This window comes from Desulfobulbaceae bacterium DB1 (assembly GCA_001914235.1).
GTDB lineage: Bacteria > Desulfobacterota > Desulfobulbia > Desulfobulbales > SURF-16 > DB1.
Map to the genome: position 1 here is coordinate 140,617 of MQUF01000026.1, position 26,030 is coordinate 166,646.

Here is a 26,030-nt window from a genome sequence, read left to right on the forward strand (position 1 = left end):
CACCGCTTTTTGGGGCAAAGTCTATATTCAGGAGGCTGACATGATTTCCGGAATCCACTCATCCCTTTCCGCTCTGCACGCATTTGCAAAAAAACAGGAATCAATTGCCGATAATACAGCCAACGTCAATACGGACGGCTTTAAAAAGACGCGGGTGACCATCGACAGCCAGGCAAATGGCGCGGTGACGCCCGAGGTCGCAAGAATAACCACTCCGGGGCCGATGGTATATGAACAGGGGCAGGATGGTTATGGATTGGTGGAAAAATCAAACGTGGAGATCAGCGAGGAGATTCCGCAGGCCATGTTGAACCGACGGTTTTATCAGGCGAACATAAAATCCGTTCAAATCGCCGATGAGATGCTGGGAAGCCTGCTTGATATCAAGGGGTGAGCGGGAAGACGGGGAAGCACAAAATGAATCCTGAGCGAGTGAGCGGCGGGGTTATAATCTTTTCAAGAGTCAAGAGTCAAGAGTCAAGAGTCAAGAGTCAAGAGTCAAGAGTCAAGAGTCAAGAGTCAAGAGTCAAGAGTCAGGAGTCAAGAGTCAGGAGTCAAGAGTCAGGAGTCAGGAGTCAGGAGTCAGGAGGCAAGAGGCAGGAAAAATTTTATTGCCAACCGATCCAATCAATCAGTCAATCCAACCAGCGAAACCAATCACACCAGATCGTTGTAAGTGATCCGTCCCTCCACCAGCGTCAGGACCGCCTTGCCGGTCAATTCCCAGTTCAGGAAAGGTGAATTGCTGCTTTTCGAAACAATCTGTTCCTTTGTGTAAACAAACTTCCTGTCCGGATCGACAACGGTAATATCGGCCGCGCTTCCCAGCGAAAGTGCTCCGCCGGCGACGCCGAGAATGCGCGCCGGCCCGGTAGATAGAAGTTCCACCATGCGGGCCGGAGTCAGCAGATTTTTTCTCACCAGGGCCAGGGTCAGGGGAACGGCGGTTTCCAGGCCGATGATTCCGTTGGCTGCCTGGTCAAATTCCACATCTTTTTCCATATCGCTGTGCGGCGCGTGGTCGGTGGCAATGGCGTCAATGGTGCCGTCTGCCAGGCCATCGATAATTGCCGCCATGTCGTCCGCTGTCCGCAGGGGCGGATTCATCTTTGCACGGGTGTCGTATTTGCCGATGGCCTCTTCGGTGAGGGTAAAGTAATGGGGCGCGGTTTCGGCTGTAACTTTGCAACCTTTTGCCTTGGCGCGACGGATCAGCTCAACGGACTCCCGGGTGCTGATGTGCGCAATGTGAATGGGCCGGTTGACATATTCGGCAAGGGCCAAATCGCGGTAAATCATGATCTCTTCAGCCACCCGGGGAATGCCGCGCAGGCCGAGCCTGGTGGACAGCGCGCCTTCGTTCATCACGCCGCTTGTGCTTAAGCTCATTTCTTCGGCGTGGGAAATGACGAGCAGGTTGTGGTTGCCGCTGTACTCCAGGGCGCGTCGCATCAGCTGACTGTTGGCCACCGGCCGACCATCGTCGGAAACCGCAACGGCGCCCGCTCTTTTCAGTTCCCCGAATTCCGCAAGTTCAGTCCCCTGGCTGTTTTTGCTGATGGCGCCCACCGGATAAACCCGGGCGGATCCCTCCTGCGCGGCTTTGGTGAGAATGAGGGAAGTAACGGCTTGTCCGTCATTAACCGGTTTGGTGTTCGGCATGCAGGCAACAGCTGTGAATCCGCCGGCTGCCGCGGCTTTCGTGCCGCTGGCGACAGTCTCCTTGTATTCTTCTCCCGGCTCACGCAGATGAACATGGATGTCGATCAGCCCGGGGAGAAGCCATTTTCCCGCGAGATCAACGGTTTTCGTCCCTTGCGGGCAGGGAAACGAGCCTGTCTTGCCGATTTGGCTGATTTTCCCGTCCTGGATAAGCAGATCGCCCGTTTCATCAATGTTGTTTTGCGGGTCAATGATGCGTCCATTCTGCAGGAGCAGCTGCGGAGTATTCATCTCTCATCGCCTCCCATGATCAGATAGAGTAATGCCATGCGCACCGCAACCCCGTTGGTGACCTGGTCCATGATGACCGACTGCTCGCCGTCAGCCACGTCAAAGGTCATTTCCACCCCGCGGTTGATGGGACCGGGGTGCATGATGACGGCATCTTTTTTAGCCAGTTGTAAAAGGGTTTTGTTGATGCCGAAAAAAGAGGCATATTCCCGCAGTGAGGGAATGAGTGGGTCAAGTTGACGTTCCTGCTGAATACGCAGGGCCATGACCACATCGGCATCACGAACGGCATCTTCGATTGCCGGGCATACGGTCGCGCCCATCTGCTCGACTCCGGGCGGAATCAGGGTCGCGGGACCGCTGACATACACGTCAGCCCCCATTTTGGTGAAGCCGATAATATTGGAATGGGCAACCCGGCTGTGGCTGATATCGCCGATAATCGCAATTTTCAATCCTTCTATTTTCTTTTTGTGGTGCCGGACGGTCATCATGTCAAGCAGGGCCTGGCTGGGATGCTCGTGGGTTCCGTCGCCGGCATTGATGACCGAGGCCCCGATATGTTGTGCCAGCATGTGGGCGGAGCCGGAACTTGAATGGCGGATGACGATGATATCGGGTTTCATTGAGGAAAGATTTTTCGCGGTATCGATCAGGGTCTCCCCTTTTTTGGCACTGCTGGTTGAGGCCGAGATGTTAAAGGTATCGGCACTCATTCGTTTTGCCGCGATTTCAAAGGAAAGCCTGGTGCGCGTGCTTGGCTCGAAAAAAAGGTGGATAACCGTTTTGCCGCGCAGGGTGGGGACTTTTTTGATGGATCGCTGAGAGATTTCCTTGAACGATTCCGCCGCGGTCAGGATAAAATTGATATCTCCGGCGGAAAGTTCTTCTATTCCCAGTATGTGTTTATGCTGAAAGCGGTATTCGGATTCCATGGACGCTGTAAGTGGGGTAAAACCGCTCCTCCTGCATTCAGGTTATAAGCTGGTTTGTCACTATCTCGGTGTAAAACTTGTTTCAGGTTTGGGGTTACATAGTGAATACTTTTTAATCAATGAATAATATCACCTATTCGGCGCCATCGTACAGAAAAATTTTCCTTGTTCCAGGACCAATACAACATGAAAGCCTTTCCCTTGACTGCTTTCAGGTCGACGAATCCCCAGAAGCGACTGTCATGACTGTTGTCCCGGTTGTCTCCCATGACAAAAAGAGAGTTTGGTGGAACAGTAACCGGACCATAATTATCCCGGGGCGGGATGGAGCCTGAATAGATATTCGGATCCAGGTTGACGGCGTTTTTTACCTGAATTTCCGAGCCGTTGACAAACACCTTTTTGTTTTTTATCTCGACCCGGTCACCGGAAACGCCGATTACCCGTTTGATGAAATCCTGCGCAGGGTTTTCCGGATATTTGAAGACGACCACGTCAAGTCTTTCCGGAGTGTTGAATGGAACCCATGCCTCGCCGGTGAAGGGGTTCTTGATGCCGTAGCTAAATTTGTTGACCAGGATATGGTCGCCGATCAGCAGGGTGGGAATCATGGAGCCGGAAGGGATTTTAAATGCCTGCACGACAAATGTGCGAATAAAAAGGGCTAAAACCAGGGCAATGATAATTGCTTCTGCATACTCGCGAATTACGGATTTTTTCTTGGGAAGTGACAAGATGTGCTCCATCTGTGATTTGTATGTCTCTTAATTGGGAAAGAAAAAGTCTGTTGGGAATAAATCTTGCTTTCTCGCTTTCCGTGCTTGCGCGGAGAAAACAAATGAGCGGCATTGATTCAGGCAAACTGACGGAATTTTCCGGCAAATGCGAGAGGATAAACATTAAAAATTTACTCCATAACCGATGAAAATACAAGGGTGTTTGTTCAGGGAGTACGGAAGTGGCCTGAAAGGTTCCTCATTGCGCGGCAAAAAAAAAATAAATTTTCACAAAAAAAGACTAACTTGCTAAAATTAAAATAAAAAATAGTTCGGGGCCGTGTGCAATCGTTGTTCCCCCACATATGGTGGATGGAAATAAATGTTCCTACAAAATGTTGGATCACGGGCGTTTGAGTTTTGTGGAAAAGAAGAAAATCAACTGAAAAAAATGAGATAACCAGCCAAATTAGCGTGTATTTTTAAATAGTTTGCGGTTGACATTCGTTTGTGGAAATGTGTTTAATATTTTTGTGTATCACGTAACATGCGCTGAGTATGCGGAAAAGAAGGGCGCCAAGAATGAATTTTTTCAGACGAAAGGCATATGGCTTCGCTCAAACCCACTAAATCTCGATTCGGAAGTTTTGCCCTGCCTTTTATGCGGCAGCAGCATTTGACCATCGGCCTGGATATCGGGTCCCACGCAGTCAAGGTGTGCGAGCTCGCGGCAAACGGCAAAAGGATGAAGCTGCAGAGTCTCGGCAGTGCCAGGCTGCCTGTGGACGCGGTTCAGGACGGGGAGTTGAAAGACCCTGCCGCTGTTGCCGGCATTATAAAAAAATTGATCGATAACTTAAAGATAAAGGGGAAAAAAGTCGGTATTTCAATTTCCGGCTATTCCGTTATTCTGAAAAAGATCAATCTGGCGGTAATGAACGAAAAGCAGCTTGATGCCCATATTCAATCAGAGGCTGAACAGTATATTCCCTTTGACCTGGCCGACGTTTATCTTGATTATCAGGATTTAAAAACAAACATCGACAATGAATCCCGCACGGATGTCATGCTGGTGGCGGCAAAAAGAGAAGTCGTTGATGCCTATCTGGAAATGCTGCGCAGTATCGGCTTGATTCCGGTCCTGGTTGATGTTGATGCCTTTGCCCTGGAAAACTCTTATGAAATAAATTACGGGGAAGAGGGCAACGTGGTGCTGGTCGATATCGGTTCCTCAAAGATGAATATCAATATCATCTCCCGGGGCGCCTCTCTTTTTGCTCGTGATGTGGTGCTTGGCAGCAGGCAGCTCTCCGAACAGATTCAGGAACGTTTCGATCTGGATTTTGAGGAGGCCGAAGGTTACAAAATCGGGCTTCACTCGCCGGATGCAAAAAAGGAAGATCTCGAGGAAATTTTTGTCGGCACCATCACCCAGTGGATTCTCGAAATCAAAAAAGCGATCGATTTTTACAACTCCAATTTTCCGGAAAATCCTTTGACCAAAATCGTCATGAGCGGCGGTGGGGCCAAGGTAAAAGGTCTTGATCGGTTTTTCTCCGAGGAAACAGGGCTGCCGGTCGAGGTCTTTAACCCCTTTGCGCTAACGGATATCGATGAGAGTCGAATCGATCCCGAATATATTAAAAATGTTGCCCCTGAAATGGCGATTTCAATTGGGCTTGCAACCCGGCCATGCCCTTTTTGATGGCTTTGATCGCGGAATCACTTGGAGTTTATGGTTTTTCAGTGATCTTCGGTGATGAAAAACTTACGGATACAAACGTATAGAGAATCATGATACGAATAAATCTCTTGCCTATCCGGCAAATGAAAAAGCGGTTGCAAACCAGAAACGAGGTCATAGCCTTTGTCGCCTCATTGGTGGTTGTGCTTGCCTTGTTGGTGATGGCGTCGTTGAGCATGACTCGGACGGTGACAACACTTCAGGCCGATATCGGCGCTTTAAACGCAAAAAAGGCCAAGTATGACAAAATTATTCAAGAAATTAAACAATTGGAGACGGAAAAGGCGAAGTTGACGACCAAGATCGATGCCATCAAAATGCTGAAGTCGCAGTCGCAGATTTCAGTTCGTCTCCTTGATGCAATCGCAACTGCCACTCCGGCGGACAGCATCTGGCTGAAAACTTTGAAACAGATAGGCAACACGGTAGACATAGAGGGTATAGCTTTGGATAACACCCGTCTTGCCGGTTATATGGAGACGCTCACCGCCTCTCCTTATTTCGCCGGTGCAACCCTTGGAAAATCTTCCTTGGAGACGGTTGCCGGACAGCAGTTGAAATCGTTCTCGCTCTCATTGGCGGTTCAGGCGCCTGCCGGCGGGAATACAGAATCAAAACAGGGCGATGTGAAATGAGTCTGAACAAAGTGAAGATTCAAGCGGCACTGAACGCTTTTCTTGATGACAAAGTCGCTGCTTTGAAATTGCCGCACAAGCTGGGTATTGCGCTGGTCGCCCTTTTGGTGCCCTGCGCCGCCTTTTATTTTCTCAGTTACTCTCCCAAGACAAAAGAGATAACCGCCCTTGAGGCACAGAAGGCAACACTGACGGCGGAAGTTGCCAAGGTTGAAAAGGCCGCAAGCGAAATCGATAAACATCGGGCGGAGATGGCGGAAACCAAGCTGATGTTTGCCGAGGCTTCAAGGCTTCTGCCCCAGGAACAGGAGATTCCTTCCCTGCTGACCAGTATTTCCGATCTCGGACAGAATTCCGGGCTCGATTTTCTTTCCTTTATTCCAAAAGCTGAAATCGCGAAAGAATTTTACGCGGAAATTCCCGTTGATATCAAGGTGCGCGGGCCGTATCACAATGTCGGCGTTTTTTTGGATAAAGTCAGCGATCTGTCCCGAATCGTCACCGTTTCCAACATCAATATGGGTGGACCGAAGAAGGTTGCGGGTGAAATGATCCTGGAAACGTCCTTCAATCTCGTGACCTATCGCTTTGTCGAAACGGAACCGCAACCGGCCGTTCAGAAAAAGCCGGGGCAAAAGTAAACAGAATGCAGGAGATGTAATTTCACTCATGTGCAGAGAAAAAAAACAGACATTTTCCGCGGGGAAGAAAATCTTCCTGGGATGCGTTGCAACATCGGTGCTCGTAATGGGGACGGCGGTGCTGCATGGCAAAGAAACCGTGGAAAACGAGGTTGTGAACACGCAAATAACTGAAAACGCATTTTCTGAAAAGGTACAAGATCTGATGCGGTTTCTTTCCGGAGATACCGACAGCTTTGCATACAAAAGAGAGGGGCGCACTGATCCCTTCATGCCTTTTGTTTCGGAAACAGAGGTGGCGACGGATGAGGAAATCCCCGTGGAAGAATTGTACGGCATGAGGAAATTCGAGCCGGGACAGCTTTCGCTTGTCGCCATCGTCCTTACCGAGGAGGGGCCGTTGGCCATGGTGCAGGATTCGGTGGGAAAAGGCTATGTCATCAGAAACGGCACGGAGATCGGCAGGGCCGGAACAGTTGATAAAATTTCAGACAATGTCGTGGTTGTCAAGCAGCGCTATACAACCACGGCAGGCGAGGAGCGCTATAGTTTCGTGGAAATGCTTCTAAAGAAAGAGGGGGAAAAGTAACAATGACCCTGGTGTCCCGTATGACAAAAATAATCCTGACAGCAGTTCTTTTCTTGAGCGGCATTCTTTGTAACTCGCTGCAGGCGAGTGATGCCGTCAATCCCGGCTCCTATCTGATCAGCCGGGTTGAATGCCGGCAGAATGGGGGGGGATGGGCATGCACGATCAAAGGCAATGTGCAGCCTGCGTATACCATGTATGAGTTGTTCAGCCCGCATCGCGTCATTATCGACATTGCCCAGGGGGTCTTGGGAGATGGGGTGACGTTTCCCATGACGTTCACCGAGGGGCCGGTTTCCCGAATGAAAGGCACGGTGCTGACCGATCAGGATCCGGCGATAGCCCGGCTTGAACTTTTTCTTGCCGGTGATGACCCTTACACGGTCACGAGCAGCGGCGATGATATTCTCGTCCGTTTTGACAGGACCATGCAGGAAGTGAAAGAGGAGCGAGGTGCCCCGGAAACCATCATTTCCGACGTGTCGATCAGCTCCGCCGGCGATAAAACGACGGTTTATCTGAAATCAAACGGCCCGATCCAGTCGTACCAGTCAACGGAACAGGCAAAAGCCGCCGGTGCTCCGGCGCGCTTAATAGTTGACATCGCGGACGTGAAAACCAATGGGCATGCCGTTCCCGCCGATGAAAACTCACCCGTCGCCTTGGTGCGCACGGAAAATTACCGGAACGGCACGCGGGTCATTGTTGATTCGGCGACGGATGAATTATTCCGCTATTCCATTGTCGGGCAGGATGATGGTTTGTTGATCAATGTTGAGGCGGTAACCGTTGACCCATCCGCCGTTATCGCGGGAATTACCGGTATGCCCGCGGCAACGGTCACGACGGGACGTCCTGCATCTGAAACACAATCATTGCCCCAGGTTGCGCAGAAAAATCCTGCCGCTTCGGTCAGCAAATCAACAAAAAAAGGCGGCGACCAGGATTTTGCCTTTGCCGGGTACACCCAGCAGAAAATTTCAGTCGATTTTTATAAAATTGATCTGCACAATGTATTTCGTTTGATAGGTGAAATCAGCGGCAGAAATATCGTTGTGGCCGAAGGAGTCGGTGGTTCCTTGACCCTGGCCCTCAATGATGTGCCGTGGGATTTCGTCCTTGATGTTATCCTGAACTTGAAAGGACTGGCCAAGGAAGAACGATTCAACACCATTGTTATTTCGCAGAAGAGCGATGAATTCGCCTGGCCGGAAACGGCCGAGGAGAAGCTTGCCGTCACGCAGGAGGCTCTTTCCGTTACCAAACGGATGGATGTCCCCAAGGAAAGACTTGATGCGAGAAAGATTGTGCGCCAGGCCAAGGACCTTGAAGATGCAGGGAATTATGCCGGGGCGATGACACTGTATGAAAAGGCATTCCAATCCTGGCCGGATAATGGCGAACTGGCCAAGCGAATCACCAATATTGCTTTGGGGAGATTGGGAATGAGCGCCAAAGCCGCCCATTATGGGCAGATTGCCGGCCGTTTGCTGCCCAATGATAAGGGCGTTGCCCTGCAGACCGCACTCAGTCTGGCCAACATGGAGCGGGTGCAGGAGGCCAGGAATTATTTTGACGTGGCGGTGAGCGATGCCCGGCCCTCCCGTCAGGCATTGGCCGGTTATGCGGGATTCAGCGAAAACAACGATAGTTTTGATATGGCATTGTCGCTGCTGGCGCGCTATGAGTCATTGTACGGCACCTCGCTTGAAACCATGATCAGCAAGGCCAGAATTTATGACAAAATCGGTGATGCCGCCAAGGCAACCAATGAATACAGGATGATTCTTCTGTCCGGATATGAGGTTCCGGCGGATTTGGAAAATTATATTAAGGAACGGCTTCAGCAATAGAAGCAAGGATATTCTTAACGACAGCACCGGGTAACTCCACCTTATAATGACTGTCACGAACAGGTATGGAAATAAAGATGAAAATGACACCCCGCTTTTCTTATCATGGATCCAAGGGCCACTTTTTTTCACGGAAAAAGCAAAAAAGTGAAACCGCTTGTCAGGGTAGGATGCGCAATGGCGCCTTGATTGCCGGCGCAATTTTTCTGATTGTTCTGCTGAGCGGCTGCGCCAAGACTCCTCCGGAATTCAGGGGAGAACCGGAGGCGCAGGCATTCCTCGATAAGCATACCGCCGGTGCCTCCAATGCCGATGCCTTTAAGGATCCGGCGGAAAAAGCGAAAACCCCGGCCGTACTGCCGGAAAGATTCCAGCAGCCCACCTTTCTTTTGGAGGAAAATGATGGGCTGACGGATGCTGAATTCGCCATCCCTGTCGGCGCCGACATTTCTTCGCACGCCGCGCCGGTATCACTGCGGGAGATCATGAAGAAACTTGCCGTTCTCAAAGGAATGAATGTCAGCTGGGCAAGTGATGTGGATCAGGGCGCCCTGGTTGATGTCGATATCCGCGCGGAAGATGACTTCTTCGGTTCAATTGACAATATCCTCCGCCAGCTTGACTACTTTCATGAAGTGAAGGGAAATACGATCATAGTCAAGCATAAGGAAACGAAAAAGTTTCATGTTGCCATGCCCTTCATGTCCCCGGAGTTTAACCTCGGAGTCGGCGGCGATGTGCTTGGCGGCGGCGAGGATGTCGCCCATGAGTTGAAGGGAAATATCCAGATTACCAGCAAGCCGGAAAACGCCAACAGCTTTGATATCTGGGCCAATATCCGGCAGAATCTCGATCAGATCCTCGATATCTGGACAACCGAAGAGGTGGTCACTCCGCCCCCGGCACAACCGGGTCAGGTTGAGCAGACGGGAGAAGCCGCGAAACCGGCCGTTGTAACCAACCGAAAACCGGGGAAAGGCTATTATACCATTGATAAACCCGTCGGTCTGATCACCGTGACCGCGCCGCGTTCGTTGCTCGACAAGGTCAGTTCCTATATGGACAACCTGAAAAAGGAACTTTACCGGCAGGTTTCCATTGAAGCGAAAATCGTCGAGGTCACCCTGTCCGCCGACAACCGTACCGGGATCGACTGGGAAGACCTGCTGCAGAATGAAGGGAGTCCTTTTAATTTTTCAATGGATTTCCAGAAACTCAATCCCGCCTACCATAGTTCCGGCACCCAGAATAAATTTCTCACCCTCAATACGCAGAACTTTGGTCTTGTTCTCGACGCCATGGAACAGCAGGGGCATGTCGAGGTCATTTCCAACCCGAAAATCAGTGTCATGAACGGCCAGCCGGCCATGATTTCCGTCGGCGAGAGCATGACCTATATCGACACGGTCGAAGCCACAATTGATGAGGGAATCATCACCTACAGTGTCGAAACATCAAATGTCATGTCCGGACTCGGCATGGCGGTGATTGCCACCATTATCGATGACGACGAGGTGATTCTCACCCTGACCCCTGTCACCTCGAAAGTCGAAGAGCCGATCGAATACCGGCAATTCGGCAATGTGGGCAGCGAGGTCGGATTGCCGAAAGTGGCTATCCGTGAGATGACGACCCTGGTGCGGATTCGTAACGGCGAGATGCTGATCGTCGGCGGTCTGATTGATGGTGTCAGTGATTACACTGAGTCGCAGATTCCCAATCTGGGGGATATGCCGGGTCCGGCAGGCAAGCTGTTCGGCACCAGCGGCGCGGCGAAAACGCGGAAGGAGCTTGTTATTCTGTTACGGCCCGTTGTTTTGTAATTCCCTGAAAAACAAGAGCTGTTGCGAATAAAAAAAGGGGGAAAGCGGATGTTGTCCGCATGACCCCCCCTTTTTTTTGTTTGCCGGCGCATTTTTTTTACTGTTGTTGCTGCGCCTGTTGCTGTTGTTTCTTTTTGGCGCTTTGAAAAAGAGCCATGAAATTAACCGGCTCCATCAGGAAAGGCGCAAAGCCGCCGTCAATCGAGACCTGGCTCATGATCTGCCGGGTGAAGGGGAAAAGCAGCGTCGGACAGTCAACGGCAAGCACCATGGGCAAATGCTCTTCCGGGATGTTTTTCAAGACAAAAACGCCGGCATGTTCCACCTCGACAATAAAGAGGGTTTTGCCGTCTTTGCCGTTGGTCACCGTTGCCGTGACACTCAGGCACACTTCCCAGTGGTCGTTTTCCATTTTTTTGTTTTTCAGGCCGAGGTTTACTTCAACCTTGGGGCTTTGCTGCTGTTCCAGGTAGATTTCCGGCGCATTCGGGTTTTCAAAGGAAAGATCCTTCAGGTAAAGTTTCTGCAATCTGAAAACAGGAGCTTCGCCCTGGGGGGAAGCATTTTGCTCATTCTGTTCAGCCATGGTTTGTTCCTTTGTTGGTAAAAGTTTAACGTAACGACGCAGGTGTAAGGCTCTCGACTGAAGACTATCGGGCTGATTGTACAGCATTAAGTATATGTTGCGCCTTTCCTTCAGCCTGCAGCCTTTAGCCTGTCTACCTGCACATTAAAGTGCTTCAAGTGAAAGGTGCTCTCTGATTAGAAAGTACCATATCATTTACCAGTCTACCCGTCAACCCGTCCACCTTCAACTGAGTATCTGCTTCAGAAACATGCCCGTATAGGAACCGGGAGTTCGGGCGATTTGCTCCGGCGTGCCGGCGGCAATGATTTCGCCGCCCTGATCTCCACCCTCCGGCCCCAGATCAATGATATGGTCCGCTGTTTTAATCACGTCAAGATTGTGCTCGATGATGACGGCGGTATTGCCGCTGTCAACCAGGCGGGAAAGGACGCCAAGAAGATTTCTGATGTCGGCCGGATGCAGTCCGGTGGTTGGTTCATCGAGGATGTACAGGGTTTTGCCGGTGCTGCGTTTGCGCAGCTCCCGAGCCAGTTTGATCCGCTGGGCCTCGCCGCCGGAAAGGGTTACGGAGGACTGTCCCAGCGAAAGATAGGAAAGCCCCACATCGGCCATGGTCTGCAACCGGTTTTTGATTGCCGGCACATTGGTGAAAAATTGCAGCGCCTCTTCCACGTTCATGGCCAGGATGTCATGAATATTTTTGCCGCGATAGGTAATTTCCAGGGTTTCCCGGTTATATCGTTTGCCGTTGCAGTTCTCGCAGGTGACGTAGATATCCGGCAGAAAATGCATGGCGATCTTGATCACGCCGTCACCTTCACAGGCCTCGCAACGGCCGCCCTTGAGGTTGAAACTGAAGCGGCCCGCCTGATAGCCTCGCGCACGTGACTCCGGCAGTCGGGCCAGCAGTTCCCTGATCGGCGTGAGCACGCCGGTATAGGTCGCCGGGTTGGAGCGGGGAGTTCGACCAATGGGACTCTGGTCGATATCGATGACGGAATCGATCCGGTCAAGCCCCTTTATCGAGGCGAAAAGATCCTTGCCGCTGTGCCGCGTTTTGCCCAAGCCCTCTTTTGCCCCCTTGAAAAGACATTGCATGACAAGAGAACTTTTTCCTGATCCGGAAACCCCGGTTACGCAGGTCAGAGTGCCGAGGGGAAAGGAGGCGGCAACTTTTTTCAGGTTGTTGACAGAGGCGTCGAGCACTTTGATCCAGGCATCCTTCGAGGCCGGGTTGCGTCGACCGGCGGGCATGGGTATTTCCAGTCGACCGGACAGATAACCGCCGGTCAACGATTTTTCTTCTGCCATGAGGCCTGCCAGCGGGCCGTTGTAAATCACCTCTCCACCATGGATGCCCGCCCCGGGGCCGATGTCAAGCACGTGATCAGCCGCGGCGATGGTTTCGCTGTCATGCTCGACAACGATAACGGTATTGCCGATATCACGCAGGCTGGTCAAAGTGCGGATAAGCCGTTCATTGTCGCGTTGATGCAGGCCGATGCTTGGTTCATCAAGGATATAGAGGACCCCGGCCAGGCGTGAGCCTATCTGGGAGGCCAGCCGGATGCGCTGGGCTTCGCCCCCGGAAAGGGTACCGGCGGTGCGGCTCAGGGAAAGATAGCCCAGGCCCACATCCAGCAGAAAGGTGAGCCGATTGCCGATTTCCTTGATAACAGGGGCGGCAATGATCCGTTCCTGAGGGGTGAAAGCGATTTTCGGCAGTTCCCCGGCAAGCTGGACGATGCTCATGCCGGTCAGTTCGTGAATCGCCCAGGGGCCGACACGAACGGCAAGGGCCGCCGGTTTCAGCCGGGCTCCCCTGCAGGCCGGGCAGGTCTGTTCGTTCATGAACAGGGCCAGTTCCTCCCGAGCCGCACTGGAGCTGGTTTCCAGGTAGCGCCGGGCCAGCTGCGGCAGAATTCCCTCAAAAGGTTCCTCGGCGGTCAGGGTCCGGCTGCCGCGGACATAAAGAAAGGAAACAGCTTCCCGGCCCGTTCCATACAGGATGACTTTTTTTGCCTTTTCCGGAAGCTTGGCAAAGGGCGTCTCCAGATTGAAGGAGTAATGCTTTGCCAGGGCTTCCAGCAGCTGGGTGGAATAGGCGGAGGATGATCGCGTCCGCCAGGGGGCAATGGCGCCTTGACGCAGGGTCATATTCGGTTCCGGCACCACCAGCTGGGGGTCGAAAAATTGCTTGATTCCCAGGCCGCCGCACTCCTCGCAGGCACCCTTGGGATTGTTGAAGGAAAAAAGCTGGGGAGAAAGATCAAGCAGGCTGGTGCCGCACTGGATACAGGCGGAACGTTCACTGAAAAGTTTCGTCGTCTTGGTCTCGGGAAAGGAAACAAGGAGAAACCCATCAGTCAGGCGAAGGGCAGTGGCAATTGACTGGGAGAGACGTTGGCGGGCATCCGGCTTGATGACGATCCGGTCGATAACCGCCTCGATGGTATGGTGTTTTGTTCTGGCAAGCTCGATTTTTTCGTCAAGGCTGTGCTGCTCTCCGTCGATCTGCACCCGGACAAAGCCTTCCTTGCGCAGTTTGTTGAAAATTTCGGCATGTTCGCCTTTGCGCCGGTCAACCAGCGGGGCAAGCAGGATGCATTTCGTGCCCTGGGGCAGGGACAGCAGGCTTGTCACCATATTTTCCAGGGACTGGGGACGGATTTCCTCGCCGCAGTCCGGGCAGTACTGGCGGCCGGTCCGAGCATAAAGCAGCCTGAGATGATCATAAATTTCGGTGATGGTGCCCACGGTGGAACGGGGATTGCGGCTCGTGGTCCGCTGCTCGATGGAGACCGCCGGCGACAAGCCTTCCAGGGAATCCACATCCGGTTTATCCATCTGGCCGAGGAATTGCCGGGCATAGGTGGAAAGAGATTCGACATAGCGCCGCTGTCCTTCCGCATAAAGCGTATCAAACGCCAGGCTTGATTTGCCGGAACCGGAAAGGCCGGTGAAAACGATAAGCCGGTTGCGGGGCAGATCGACATCAATGTTTTTCAGGTTGTGCATCCGGGCGCCCCGGATGCGGATGTGAGTCGGTTCCATATTTTTTGAGAAGCCAGAAGTCAGGAGTCAGAAGTCAGAATGTTTTGATTCTGAGCAGTTATTCTGTCTCCTGACTTCTGTCTCCTGTCTCCTTTTTTTGTAAACCGTGCCGCGAAAAAGCCGTCATGTCCTTCTTCGGGCAGAAATTGTAGAAAGCCTTGTTCATTTATAAAAATTCTGAGATATTCTGCAAGCTCTTCCGTTTTTGCCGGGGAAAAATCAGCATGTTTTTGCAAAAATTTTCCAGCTACACCGTCATTTTCCTCAGGCTCTGTGCTGCAGGTGGCATAGACAAATGAGCCATCAGGGGCGATGAGTCCCACTGCCGTGTCAAGCAGATGTAGCTGTTCTTCGTGATAGCGTCGGAGGTCGTCAGGGCATCGATTCCAGCGAATGTCAGGTTGGCGGCGGATGACGCCGAGACCTGAGCAGGGAGCATCCACCAGCACGGCGTCAAACCGTTCCTCGGTTGAAGATGCAAAATCAGCCAGGGAACAATTGCAACAGGTGACAATGGAATCAAGGCCAAGGCGGGCGATATTTTCTCTGAGCAGGTCAAAACGGTGAATGTTCGGTTCAATCGCCGTAACATGTGAGCCCTCGGGCGCCATATGGGCAAGCTGAATGGTTTTGCCGCCAAGGCCTGCGCAGGCGTCAAGATATTTTCCAAGGCGGAGTGGAAAAAGCATGCCGGTTATAAGTTGCGCGCCTTCATCCTGAATAATGAAAAAACCCTGTTCATAACCGGGCAGTCCGCTGACCGGACCCTTGAAATCCTCCAGGAGAACTGCGTCAGGGGAATACTCTCCGGCCTGGGCGGCAATACCTGCCCGGGCAGCCATATCAAGGTAATCCGATCGGGAAATGCGTCGGCTGTTCACGCAAAGACAAAGCCCGGGCCGGCTGTTGTTATGGGCACATATCGCCACCGCTTTCTCACGCCCGAATCTTTGTTGCCAGCGGTCAAAAAGCCAGTCCGGATGGCTGTGGGCCACGGCCGGGGGAATTCCCGCAATTTCCCCTGGTTGAGCGAGGAGGCCATCCTTGCGGGCAAGCGTGCGTAACAGGCCGTTGACAAAGCCGGTAAGCCATTTCGGCTGACGGGCGGCACGCAGGGCCGCAACCGTTTCATTGACCGCGGCGGACGGCGGAATGCGGTCCATGAAGGCAAGTTGATAGAGCCCCACGCGCAGGGCCTGCAGGGTCAGGTTTTTCATTTTTGCCAAAGGATGGCGGGAAACCCCGGCCAGGATGAAATCAAGATAGCGCTGTCGGCGCAGTACACCAAAAACAATGGCCATGACAAGCTGCCGGTCTTGGGGTGAGCACGGTTCGGCAGTCAGCAGCTGTTCCATCACCTGATCAACGGGGTGGCCGGTTTCCTGCCTGCGGCAGAGGATTTTGATGGATAAAGCGCGTGGGTTTGTTTTCATTGTCTCGGTCTTATTGGTCTTATTGGTCTGACTAGTCTTAATGGTCCGACCAGTCCGACCAGTCGGACTATCCCTTCAATCCTATGACTGAGCAAAAACGGCCGGTTTGTTTTTCCCGGCGATAAGAGAACCAGTTCGGGTCGCAGACGGTGCACAGGGCAGCGCAGCGGATATTTTCCTGCCGCACGCCTGTTTCCAGAAGCTGCATGCGGCTGATTGCCCAGAAGTCAAAATACAGGGGTTTTGGCTGGAAAGCATGAAACATTTCCGGCAGTTCTTCCTTGAAATTGACAAATTCGGCGCAGCAGGGGCCAAGCGACGGGCTGACCGCGGCCAGCAGATCAGCCGGATTGCAGTCGAAATGCTTTTCCATGGCACTGATGGTCGCGGCAATGGTGTTGGCCACACTGCCGCGCCAGCCGTTATGGATGTTGGCCACTATCTTTTGTCGTGGATCATGCAGCATGATTGCCTGGCAGTCGGCCTGCTGGACCATGAGGCCAACCCCCGGCACATTGGAGATAAAGGCGTCGCACCCGGCAACTTCATGGTCTTGATCCGGTTTCCGGTCGATGATATGGAAAGCGCTGCCATGCACCTGGCGGCCGGAGACAAGGATATCGGCGTTGAGGCTGTTTTTGATCAGATTTCGGTTCGTGGTCACCTTTTCAGGATCGTCACCGACCCCGAAGCTGATATTGAGCGAGGCGAAGGGCGAGTGACTTGTCCCGCCATGGCGGGGAAAGACCCCATGAAAAATGGTTTGCCCGGCAAAGAGCTCATGGAAAAGAAAGGGGGAAATCATAATTTATTAAGGGGCGTGAGCTTTCGTAGGGCGGCAAAGGTTTGCCGCCGACAAAGTCGGCATGGGAATGCCGACCTCCAGTGTCTCTTGATAGAATACCCGGTAGGGCGGCAATCATTTGCCGCCAAGACAGAAAAAAAGGGGAACAGCTTTGTCAAGCTGTTCCCCTTGAGAAGACGAAACTACAAATCAAACAACGGCTTAGAAGTAAGCTTCAAAGGTTACATACACCTGATCGGCATCTTCCAGGGTGGGCATCAAGGTTCCCCACTGTGTAGCTTGGATATCATCCATGTCGTAGGGCTGGATGTTCCAGTCGGAACCGCCGGTGTAGTCATAGTCGTAGTGCTGGTAGCCGATGCGCATGAAGGTCTTGGCGAACTTGGAGATCGCCTCGCCGGTGGGCAGATCCCAGATCATATAGGCCTCGTACACATCACCGCGGGTGGCCAGTTTGCCGCTGTAAATGTCGTCATGGCCGGGAGCCATGCCGATCCAGTACTCGGAGCCGTGGTTGTACTCAAGTCCCAGTTTCAGGCCCAGGTCGTCCATGTCATAGCGGGCGCCGACCCAGATGTTGTAGCCGTTTTCAGAGTCGTCATTGGGGCTATATGCGCCGGGATTCATCATCTGAGTAAGCATATCATTGAACATGCCGGTATCGTCATCCGGCATGGTGCGGCTCCAGCCGGCGGACACAAAGTAGTTCAGGTTCTGCCATTTGTCCTCGTACACCGCCGAGGTATGCAGCAGGTTGCCGACGTTTTGGCGATCGCCCAAAAAGAAATCGTAAAAATCATTGGTGTTATCGTCTTCAAACTCAGGATAGTTGAAAGCGTTGAAAACCATGAAGGACTGGAGATAAAGGAAACGTTTGTCCTTGTTGTAGATATCCCAGCTTACTCCGGCGAAATCGGTGTCGTCGATGTTGGAGCCGTCATCATACATCAGGCTGTTTTCAAAGCCGCGGCCGTAGCAGACGCGAATCCGGCCGGGAGTATCCTGCATGCCGAACAGGTTGGCATAGGCATAGCCCACGGAAACACCGTCAAAGGGCCAGTCCATGTAGGCAGTGGGCGTTGCCACCCTTTCATCCAGGCCCATGCGCATCTCCGCGGCAGGGCCGTCGGTGGTGGGGCGGCGGCCGACGGAGAACCAGAAGGGCTGGCCGCCGATATTGTTCCAGTTGACGAATGCCCGGTCGACCCGCAGGGTGGAGTCGCGCGGTTCGCGGCTGGAGGTGCCGTCAAAAGACGGGTAGCCAAAGGTGGTCAAATTATCAGGAATGTTGTTGGTGCCCCAGGCCTTGTACATGGCCAGGCGGCCCTTGAACTCGACGTTCTCGGTGGCCTTGACCCGCATGTTGAGGCGGAAGCGGTTGGTGAACAGGCTGGTGTTTTCCACCTCATCATTAGACATCATGGGCAAAGTCCCACCGCCAAACTGGGTCAGCAAATCAGTCATCATTTCATTACGATCATAAGGATTGCGACCTCGAACAAAAACGGCATCATGTTGCCATGACTGCATGTCGGCTGGAGTCGTCACCAGGTCTCCTTTATACCAGTCATACCGCGCCCGGAAATCGCCGAAAAGCTGGAAGCGGGACGCCAGATCCCAGGCGGCGCTTCTTTCGTCCAGATCGTCAAAGGCGGCTTCCTGGTTGTCCTGCAGGGCCTTCATCTGCTCTTTCAGATCAGCGAGTTCACGAGGATCAGCGCCCTGGCCCTGGCCCTGGCCTTCTTTCATGGCCGCCATCTGGGCCTTCAGGTTGTTCAGTTCCCTGGTGAGCCGGTCAACCTGAGCGGCCAGATCGTCGGCGGCGTTGGTGCTGCCTGCGCCGGCAATCGCGGGCAGGGCAATGAGGCTCGCAAGAGCAAGTGTTGAGATTTTTTTAAACATATCTCCCTCCATAAGAAATAAATTTTTCGCGGACGTGATGTCCGCCCCCCAAAAGTGGTCTGTATTGCCGAAATTTCCAGTCAACATCAGTAGTTCCTGGCAAAAAGGCCACTCGATAATATTTAATCTCTATCGCGATGAATGGCGAATGTCAACTAGAAATATGCGGACTGCGGGGCAAGAGGGCACTTTGGCGCCCGGCATGGAGGCGCCTGCCCAAAACCCGTGGGTCGGGGTACCCATGCCGGGACAATGGGGGATGGGTCGATATGCCCATATAGGCAAGCAGGTCGGCATTCCCCTGCCGATAAAATGAGAAACAAGGAAGGCCGCGATTTCTCCGGATAGGCCGGCCGGATGGGGAATGGCAAATATTTAACTTGCCTGCTCTGTATCATTGTTTTACTTTACTTGTTTGGCCCACTCATTCATCTTTGCTGGTCTCGTAAAAACTAAAAATCAACCACGGAGCACACGGAGATAACTGACTGTAATTCAAAATATTTTCTCTGTGCCCTCTGCGCTCTCAGTGGTAAAAAAAGACTTTTTATGATTTCGTCATCTTTTGCGGAAGGAAAGCTTCATGTATTTTCAGGATATCATTTTTGAATTAAGCCGTTACTGGGCGGAGCAGGGCTGCGTCATTCAGCAGCCCTATGACATGGAAGTGGGGGCCGGGACCTTTCATCCGGCGACGCTGTTGCGCGCCCTTGGACCGGACCCCTGGAAGGCGGCCTATGTCCAGCCTTCCAGGCGGCCCACTGACGGACGCTATGGGGAAAATCCCAACCGCCTGCAACATTACTACCAGTTCCAGGTTGTGCTGAAACCTTCGCCTTCCAACTCCCAGGAGCTGTATCTCGACAGCCTGAAACGGTTCAACCTGGATCTGCTGCAGCACGATATCCGCTTTGTCGAGGATGACTGGGAATCCCCCACCCTGGGCGCCAGCGGGCTGGGCTGGGAGGTGTGGCTCGACGGCATGGAGATCACCCAGTTCACCTATTTTCAGCAGGCCGGCAGCCAGGAGCTGCATCCCGTCACGGTGGAGATCACCTATGGACTGGAGCGCATTGCCATGTACCTGCAGGGGGTTAACAGTGTCTATGATATCGCCTGGAACAACGAGGTGAAATACGGCCGGATTTTCCATCAGGCGGAGGTGGAATTTTCAGCATTTAATTTCGAACATGCCAATGTTCCCTTTCTGGTTGAGTACTTCAGTTCCTGCGAGGCTGAGGCGCTGCGGCTGCTTGACAAGAACCTGATGCTGCCGGCCTATGACTACTGCCTCAAATGTTCCCACACCTTTAACCTGCTTGATGCCCGCAAGGCGATCAGCGTTGCCGAGCGCACCCGTTATATCGGCCGCATCAGAAACATTGCCAGGAAGGTGGCGGAATTGAAATGCGCGGCGGTTGAGGGGAAATAAGGCGTTGTTGTCGGCATGCAATGCCGGCCCGCGGATTTCAATTGCTTGGGGAGGACGGAAATCCTTTTCATCCATTTTTTCAGGAAACAATAAAAAAAGCCATCCCGCATGCAAGCGGAATGGCTTTTTTCGTGTCGAAAGATCAGCAGAAGCCGTATTCTGACTCCTGACTCCTGACTCCCTATTAATGCCCGCCTGTTTTTAAGACACCGCTTGCGGCAAGAGTCAGGATAACGGCGGTGGCCAGGGCGATGAATGCCATGGCTTTGTCATTACGGGCAAACATGCCGGGCACGATGACGAAATAGCAGACAATCGTCACGCCGGACAGGATGACAATCGGCAGGAAGTTGAGAAAATCACCCTTGCCGATCAGCTTCATCCAGGCCCAGCCGGTGGGGGCATGCTCCCAGTGAAGAAAGTTCTGGTTGATGGCGACCAGGTAATCGTGCACCGGCATGGACCAGTAGTTGGCAACCTGGTCAACCGGCACCACCGGCTCCAGGATGCCGAACACATAGAGGGCAAAGGTGATGAACATCAGCCCCAGGCCGAAATACATGCCTTTTTCCAGGATGGCTGCGTAGAAAATCTGTTCCGCGCTTGCATTTTTTGTTACTATTTCACTCATGATTATTCCTCCTCATGGTCTGCTTGAATTAAAGGACGCCCATGGAGCTCAGGCCTTTGTGCAAGGCCTTCAGTCCGGCGAAAAGAAGAATAGCGATAACCATCCAGCGGATGAAGGTCGGTTTGGCCACCTTCAGCAGACGGACGCCGACAAAGGAGCCGAACATGATACCGATCAGCGACGGCACAACGATCATGGGGATGACGCAGCCATTGTTGACGTAGATCCAGGCGGCGGAGGTATCGGTGATGGACAGCAGGAATTTCGAGGTGGCGACGGAAATCTTCAGCGGCGCGCCCATCATCAGATTAAGAACCGGAACATTGGCCCAGCCGGCGCCGAGGCCGAACATGCCCGCCATGAAGCCGATGATGACAAAGGTGGCAAGACCGGCCGGGGTGCGGTGGATCTTCCAGTTGATGTCCTGCTTCATGCTCGGCTCATGGTAGATGCCGCAGATGCGCAGGGCGGACGAAAGGGCATCGGCCTTGGGGACATCCGGAATGGTTGACTTCTTGGCGGAGAGCATGATGGCCACGATACCGAGAATGGTGCCGCCCAGGGCGAGCTGCACGATGTGGGTGGGCAGTGCCAGGCCGACCATGGCGCCGACGATGGCCATGGTGGCGGCAATCAGCGCCACCGGCAGGGCCAGACGCAGACTGGCCAGGTTGGCTTTGAGCAAACCGGGACCGGCGGCCAGGGCGCCGCACAGCGCGACCAGCAGACCGGTGCCGCGGACAAAGTCAAGGTGAAACGGGAAAAACCCGCCGATGATCGGCACGAAAAGAACACCGCCGCCAACCCCGCCAAGCACGGCAACAATGCCCATGAAAAAAGTAACGACCAGCAGAATCACCGGCCATTTCCACCAGTTCGGATCCTGCATGGTCGGCATCGCCGTTTCGGCGGTTGCCATAACTTCACTGGCCAGGGCCCAGGCCGGACTCATCAGTAACATGCACATCAGGGACGCAAAATGCGCCCCACACTTCACACCCCAACTCTTCAACATAGTAAATCCTCCTCTATCTCCCTAAGAGTAAAACGGTTTTTGAGACCATAGTTACGATAGTCGCTGGTCCCGTTGAAAACAAAATTTCTTGTGCCCCCCTCTCCCACGAGGCGGTTATAACCCCTTTGTTTGCAGGTGTTTTTCCCACCGGCACAGAAAAAAATACTGGTTATCCTTAATTCTCCCAAGGGGGAAGTGTCAAGAGAAAATATCGACGGAAAGAGGAAACACGCAACCGCGGGTTGCAATCTGCAACGCAGAGGGGCTATCGTCTGCGTTAGGGGCGCATGGTGGAGGGGCGTTGCGGCGGGAAGTTTCCCCGGCACTTCCGGGTTGTTTTTTGTGAACGCGGTACAATAGACCCTTTCCGGGCTAATTGGGGCGGATGATTATTTGGCATGGTTTCGGGCGGTAAGGGGGGCTTTTGGGTGGGAGGCGAAAAAAAAATCTTGCATAGCAAACATTCGGCATAGTAGGAAAATAGAACGGAACAACTGCTGTCGGCCCGGCAAGGGGGGCGTGGCTGATGAGGAATTGGCGGAAGTGCATGGGAATCGAACCCACCCACCAGGCTGTTAACCCGGTGCACCGGATTTGAAGTCCGGGAGAGCCACCAGCGCCCTTTCCACTTCCATCCGCGAATCGTGAAGAACTGCTACAGTAGATGACACGAAAAATAATGTCAATCAATACTAATTGTTCTTGCTCAATACGGCAACTTTTTTTATAAAGCGGAGTTTAAGTGCGGTTGGACCGTGTAAATCGGAAAATTAGGTTATCGGTGTTTCGGTGAATCTGCCGGGCACATTTTATTTATTTAAAGGATTTCTGGAGATACAAAATGGAATGCGAGCGCTTAAACAGGCTTGTGCGATCATGGTATGTGCAAGTACAGGAAGAAGCCTTGGCTCCAGCCAGAATGGTTGAGTTCATGGAAAAACACCTGTTGGGATGCTCGACATGTCTTGCTGATCCCGATGTTCGCTCCGAGGTAAAAAAAATCACGGAAATTGTTCTCCCTCCCTCCAAAATGATCAAGCCCCTCAAGGAAGACGATGAGGAGGAGTATGAGGATGAAGATGTTTCCGTTGCTTCCTCTGATGAAGAAGAGGAGGAGGAGCTGCTGGAGGATGATGACGAAGTTGTCGACGACGAGGATGAGCTTGAAGAGGATGACGAAGATCCTGATTTCGATCCAACGTTGATGGATGAGGATTAATTCCCCGTCTGCGAGCGCCCCTTTTTGTTGCGTAATGCGAACCGCGGCAGATGACGAGGGCCGGTTTTGCGGTTTTGGTTGATGACGTGATAAAAAATGTGGTTCACGTATACAAAAGGCTGTCCCCGATTAAAAAATGCGGGACGGCCTTTTTGTTTTTTCATGTTCGTGAGGTGTTGACCACGAGGGGAAAAAGAGAAAAACAGGAGATGGTGAGATGCGCGTTTTAAAGCATTTTTTTGACAGCAATCAAAAATGGGCGGCCAAGGTGAAGGAAGCGGATCCTGATTTCTTTACCAAGCTGTCCCGGCAGCAGAATCCCGAACTGTTATGGATTGGCTGCTCCGACAGCCGGGTGCCGGCCAATCAGATCGTCGACATGCTGCCCGGGGAAATTTTCGTTCATCGCAATATCGCCAATCTCGTCATTCACACCGACCTCAACTGTCTGTCGGTCATGCAGTATGCCGTTGATGTTCTACGGGTGAAACATATTATTGTCTGCGGACATTATGGCTGCGGCGGGGTCAAAGCGGCACTGCAGAAAAACAGGGACCATGGGCTGATCGATAACTGGCTCGGCCATATCCGCGACGTCTATCGCTATCATCAGGATAAGATCGATGCCTTGGCGGACGAGAAGGCCAAATGTGATCTTTTATGCGAGCTCAATGTTCTCGAGCAGGTGACCAACGTCTGCCATACGACCATTGTCCAGAATGCCTGGAGGTCGGGCCGCGAACTGGTGGTGCATGGCTGGATTTACAGCATTGAAAACGGCATATTACGCGATCTTGATGTCTGTATCACCTGCATTGACGAGGTGCCGGAGACGCATCAGGTCATGTTTTAGCGCCTGGTTCTTTCACGGAAGAGAAGTCCAGACCCGGATAGAGTTTTTTGGCGCACGACGGACATATGCCATGGCTGAAATCCGCTTCGGAATGTTCCTTGATGTAACTTTCAATCTGCTGCCAGTAGCCGTTGTCATTGCGGATATTTTTGCAGTTGGCGCAAATGGGAAGAAAGCCCGTGAGGGTCTTGATGGTTGACCGCGCCTCCTTGAGTTGCTCCGTGCGTTGGATAACGAACAAGGTTAGATTGTGCAAGCGTAGCGCGCCACAATCTGAACCGGTGGTTGGACAAGCCCGGTGGACGTATATAGAAAAGAGCTTTTGGGTTCCGGAGGGATCGGATCAGGCGAAGGAAGACGGGAGTGGCCCCCGCAATGTTCTTTGAAAAGGATTTTGGTGCTGTATCATGCTGCTTTACGCTGATTTCCGGCGTTTTTCGGGCGCAGGAGTCCCGTCCCGGTGCAATCCGGCTTGTGTCCTCGGCAAGTTCACGGCTTTCGTTTACATACCCGATGCCTCCGGCTCGTCTATTGCCGTAACGGAGCGGCCATGGCCGGTGGCCGGGCGATCATTGTCGCGGCGATCACCATGGCGGCCCCGCAGGCCGGGCAGATGATAGCCGGCCGTTGCTTCAGGTTGCGGACAAGGGCGCGCCATGGCGCGACCCGCAGCACCAGCTGCAGGAAGCGGAGCAGCTTTTTGCTGCATGCATGGAGAAAACCATACGACCTTGCCCGTCGAAACCCTCGGGGCAGCACATGGAGCATAAGCAGGTAGAGGAAGTACTCGCCCTTGACGGTTCGGGTCCGGTCTTCTCCGCTTTTGGCATGGCGATACCGGAAGGTGACCATGCCGTCCCGGCAGTGCAGGATGTCTTTTTCCCGGATAACACCCCGGTACAGATAACGGCCAAGATAGATAAGGGCCTTCTCGCCGTTGCCCGCGTCCTTGCAGTCAACCACCCACTGATCGGGGCAATCATGGGGAACCGGCAGCTTGTTTTCGACCAGGGTCTGGAGCAGCTTCGCCCGAAAGACCTTGGCCATGGCCTTGTGGCTGAAGAGATATTTCCCGGATTTTTCCTTCCACAGCCCGGTTTGCGGGTTGATGCTTGCTCCGGGCATGACAACGTGGATGTGCGGATGATAGTCCAGGGTTCTGGAATGGGTGTGGAGGATGGCGGTGAATCCCGCTGATCCGCCGAGTTTTTTGTCGTTATTGGTGAAGGATTTCAGGAGGTCCTGTACTGCCCTGAACATCAGGGCGTAAACGGTTTTCTGGTGTTTCCACGCCAGATCCCGCATCTGCCCGGGCAGCGTGAAGGTGATCAGGTAGTATTGACACGGCAGTCGTTTGTCAAGCTGGCTTTCCAGCCACTGCCGGCTCTCATGGTTCTGGCAATGGGGGCAGTTTCTGTGGCCGCAGGAATGGGGAATATAGATCCGTTCGCCGCACCGGTGGTCCGAACAACGGGCCAGCATGTGCGGTCCATGCTCGTATCTGCATCGGGCCATGGACTCCAGAGCCTTGATGTGGCCTGACAGGAGATTTTTGTTGTAGGTGCGGAAGAAGCTGTCCCTGAACTTGTTGATGATCGTGGAGAGCAGCATTATTTACGCCCTCCCCATCTGATGTCCAGGGAGTTGACCAGGGAATTGACGGCCAGTCTCGCATTGTTGGCCGTGGTGGAGGTCAGGTGGGTGTATCTGGCGGTGGTCAGGATGCTGACATGGCCAAGGATCTGCTGCAGCTCAAGCAGATCAACCCCGGCCTCCAGCATGTGGGTGGCATAGCTGTGACGCAGGGAGTGGCATGAGATTTTTTTTTATGCCGAGTTGCCGGACAACGGTCTGCATGGTGGTTTGAATGCCGCCCCTGTCCAGGGGCAAATCAACCAGGTGGGCATTTTTCAGACCTCTTTTCCTGCTGGGGAAGAGGAACCGGGGATGCTTGTGCATGGCCCAGAACTCCCGCAGCACCCGCAAGGTCTTGTCTGGCAGCGGCACCAGCCGGTCCTTGTTACCCTTGGCATCACGAATATGGACCCGCATGTTGCCTGCGTCGATGTCGCCGACTGTGAGTCGAATGCCTTCGCCAAGGCGCAGGCCCATGCTGTAGCAGGTAAAAAAGAAGACCTTGTAGCTCAAGGTTTTGGTTGCGGCAAATAGTTGCCCCGTCTGCTCGACGGACAGGATGTCAGGGATTCT

Annotated in this window: 23 protein-coding genes, 1 tRNA gene and 2 pseudogenes; 11 read left to right on the top strand and 15 right to left on the bottom strand. The window is 53.1% G+C overall.

The features are described 5' to 3' along the window. The first annotated feature begins 40 nt into the window (after positions 1-40). Positions 41-394 (top strand): flagellar biosynthesis protein FlgC, encoded by a 354-nt coding sequence (locus tag BM485_17985; GenBank protein OKY73701.1) that lies wholly within the window; start codon positions 41-43, stop codon positions 392-394. 263 nt (positions 395-657) lie between these two features. Here the strand turns inward: BM485_17985 and BM485_17990 are convergent, their stop codons facing one another. The 3 genes from BM485_17990 to BM485_18000 all read right to left on the bottom strand — a co-directional run bounded on the left by BM485_17990 (position 658) and on the right by BM485_18000 (position 3,634). Beyond that, a complete protein-coding gene (locus BM485_17990; GenBank protein ID OKY73702.1) occupies positions 658-1,953 on the bottom strand; it encodes a dihydroorotase in 1,296 nt (431 codons plus the stop codon). Beyond that, the gene (locus tag BM485_17995; protein OKY73703.1) at positions 1,950-2,888 is read right to left on the bottom strand and encodes an aspartate carbamoyltransferase; all 939 of its coding nucleotides are present in this window, start codon (positions 2,886-2,888) and stop codon (positions 1,950-1,952) included. The genes BM485_17990 and BM485_17995 overlap by 4 nt, the downstream gene beginning before the upstream one ends. Before the next feature lie 116 nt (positions 2,889-3,004). Then, positions 3,005-3,634: a signal peptidase I gene (locus BM485_18000; protein ID OKY73704.1), complete on the bottom strand. Its 630-nt coding sequence runs from the start codon at positions 3,632-3,634 to the stop codon at positions 3,005-3,007. Between the two features lie 577 nt (positions 3,635-4,211). Between BM485_18000 and BM485_18005 the strand changes: the two genes are divergently transcribed. The 6 genes from BM485_18005 (at position 4,212) to BM485_18030 (ending at position 10,889) form a co-directional block, all read left to right on the top strand. After that, positions 4,212-5,309 carry a pilus assembly protein PilM gene (locus BM485_18005; GenBank protein ID OKY73705.1) on the top strand — a complete coding sequence of 366 codons (1,098 nt, stop codon included), beginning with the start codon at positions 4,212-4,214 and terminating at the stop codon, positions 5,307-5,309. 89 nt (positions 5,310-5,398) lie between these two features. Beyond that, positions 5,399-5,983: a hypothetical protein gene (locus BM485_18010; protein ID OKY73706.1), complete on the top strand. Its 585-nt coding sequence runs from the start codon at positions 5,399-5,401 to the stop codon at positions 5,981-5,983. Beyond that, on the top strand, positions 5,980-6,624 hold the full coding sequence (locus BM485_18015; protein ID OKY73707.1) for a hypothetical protein: 645 nt from the start codon (positions 5,980-5,982) through the stop codon (positions 6,622-6,624). The genes BM485_18010 and BM485_18015 overlap by 4 nt, the downstream gene beginning before the upstream one ends. A gap of 28 nt (positions 6,625-6,652) precedes the next feature. Beyond that, the gene (locus tag BM485_18020; protein ID OKY73708.1) at positions 6,653-7,213 is read left to right on the top strand and encodes a hypothetical protein; all 561 of its coding nucleotides are present in this window, start codon (positions 6,653-6,655) and stop codon (positions 7,211-7,213) included. A gap of 2 nt (positions 7,214-7,215) precedes the next feature. Continuing rightward, positions 7,216-9,066, top strand: coding sequence for a hypothetical protein (locus BM485_18025; GenBank protein OKY73709.1), 1,851 nt, complete (start codon positions 7,216-7,218; stop codon positions 9,064-9,066). 170 nt (positions 9,067-9,236) lie between these two features. Beyond that, complete coding sequence (locus BM485_18030; GenBank protein ID OKY73735.1) at positions 9,237-10,889, top strand: hypothetical protein; 1,653 nt, start codon at positions 9,237-9,239, stop codon at positions 10,887-10,889. 97 nt (positions 10,890-10,986) lie between these two features. On the opposite strand, the gene BM485_18035 is transcribed toward BM485_18030, so the two are convergent. From BM485_18035 to BM485_18055, 5 genes are all read right to left on the bottom strand, one after another. Further along, positions 10,987-11,475: a protein-export chaperone SecB gene (locus BM485_18035; GenBank protein OKY73710.1), complete on the bottom strand. Its 489-nt coding sequence runs from the start codon at positions 11,473-11,475 to the stop codon at positions 10,987-10,989. Positions 11,476-11,700: 225 nt separating this feature from the next. Then, complete coding sequence (locus BM485_18040) at positions 11,701-14,532, bottom strand: excinuclease ABC subunit A (GenBank protein OKY73711.1); 2,832 nt, start codon at positions 14,530-14,532, stop codon at positions 11,701-11,703. 20 nt (positions 14,533-14,552) lie between these two features. Next, positions 14,553-15,965: a 16S rRNA (cytosine(967)-C(5))-methyltransferase gene (locus BM485_18045; protein OKY73712.1), complete on the bottom strand. Its 1,413-nt coding sequence runs from the start codon at positions 15,963-15,965 to the stop codon at positions 14,553-14,555. 67 nt (positions 15,966-16,032) lie between these two features. Continuing rightward, on the bottom strand, positions 16,033-16,770 hold the full coding sequence (locus BM485_18050) for a copper oxidase (protein OKY73713.1): 738 nt from the start codon (positions 16,768-16,770) through the stop codon (positions 16,033-16,035). 201 nt (positions 16,771-16,971) lie between these two features. Beyond that, entirely contained in the window at positions 16,972-18,759 is a 1,788-nt protein-coding gene (locus tag BM485_18055; protein ID OKY73714.1) for a hypothetical protein, read from the bottom strand. 496 nt (positions 18,760-19,255) lie between these two features. Between BM485_18055 and BM485_18060 the strand changes: the two genes are divergently transcribed. Beyond that, positions 19,256-20,104: a glycine--tRNA ligase subunit alpha gene (locus tag BM485_18060; protein ID OKY73715.1), complete on the top strand. Its 849-nt coding sequence runs from the start codon at positions 19,256-19,258 to the stop codon at positions 20,102-20,104. A gap of 184 nt (positions 20,105-20,288) precedes the next feature. Here the strand turns inward: BM485_18060 and BM485_18065 are convergent, their stop codons facing one another. From BM485_18065 to BM485_18075, 3 genes are all read right to left on the bottom strand, one after another. Then, positions 20,289-20,735, bottom strand: coding sequence for a hypothetical protein (locus BM485_18065; GenBank protein OKY73716.1), 447 nt, complete (start codon positions 20,733-20,735; stop codon positions 20,289-20,291). A gap of 28 nt (positions 20,736-20,763) precedes the next feature. Further along, on the bottom strand, positions 20,764-21,750 hold the full coding sequence (locus BM485_18070; protein OKY73717.1) for a hypothetical protein: 987 nt from the start codon (positions 21,748-21,750) through the stop codon (positions 20,764-20,766). 535 nt (positions 21,751-22,285) lie between these two features. Next, positions 22,286-22,383 (bottom strand) — tRNA-Sec (locus BM485_18075). 286 nt (positions 22,384-22,669) lie between these two features. Between BM485_18075 and BM485_18080 the strand changes: the two genes are divergently transcribed. Genes BM485_18080 through BM485_18090 form a run of 3 tightly spaced genes read left to right on the top strand, consistent with a single transcriptional unit; the run spans position 22,670 to position 23,822 of the window. After that, positions 22,670-22,969, top strand: a complete 300-nt coding sequence (locus tag BM485_18080) for a hypothetical protein (protein OKY73718.1) — start codon at positions 22,670-22,672, stop codon at positions 22,967-22,969. 50 nt (positions 22,970-23,019) lie between these two features. After that, positions 23,020-23,199, top strand: a complete 180-nt coding sequence (locus BM485_18085) for a hypothetical protein (protein OKY73719.1) — start codon at positions 23,020-23,022, stop codon at positions 23,197-23,199. After that, positions 23,187-23,822 (top strand): carbonic anhydrase, encoded by a 636-nt coding sequence (locus BM485_18090; protein OKY73720.1) that lies wholly within the window; start codon positions 23,187-23,189, stop codon positions 23,820-23,822. Before BM485_18085 ends, BM485_18090 begins: the two co-directional genes overlap by 13 nt. On the opposite strand, the pseudogene BM485_18095 reads toward BM485_18090, so the two are convergent. The 4 genes and pseudogenes from BM485_18095 to BM485_18110 all read right to left on the bottom strand — a co-directional run bounded on the left by BM485_18095 (position 23,812) and on the right by BM485_18110 (position 26,030). Beyond that, positions 23,812-24,015: pseudogene (locus tag BM485_18095) on the bottom strand (hypothetical protein). The gene BM485_18090 and the pseudogene BM485_18095 sit on opposite strands and share 11 nt — an antisense overlap. 335 nt (positions 24,016-24,350) lie before the next feature. Continuing rightward, positions 24,351-25,433, bottom strand: coding sequence for an IS91 family transposase (locus BM485_18100; GenBank protein ID OKY73721.1), 1,083 nt, complete (start codon positions 25,431-25,433; stop codon positions 24,351-24,353). Beyond that, positions 25,433-25,627, bottom strand: a complete 195-nt coding sequence (locus tag BM485_18105; protein OKY73722.1) for a hypothetical protein — start codon at positions 25,625-25,627, stop codon at positions 25,433-25,435. Before BM485_18105 ends, BM485_18100 begins: the two co-directional genes overlap by 1 nt. Next, positions 25,540-26,030: pseudogene (locus BM485_18110) on the bottom strand (hypothetical protein). The gene BM485_18105 and the pseudogene BM485_18110 overlap by 88 nt, the downstream one beginning before the upstream one ends.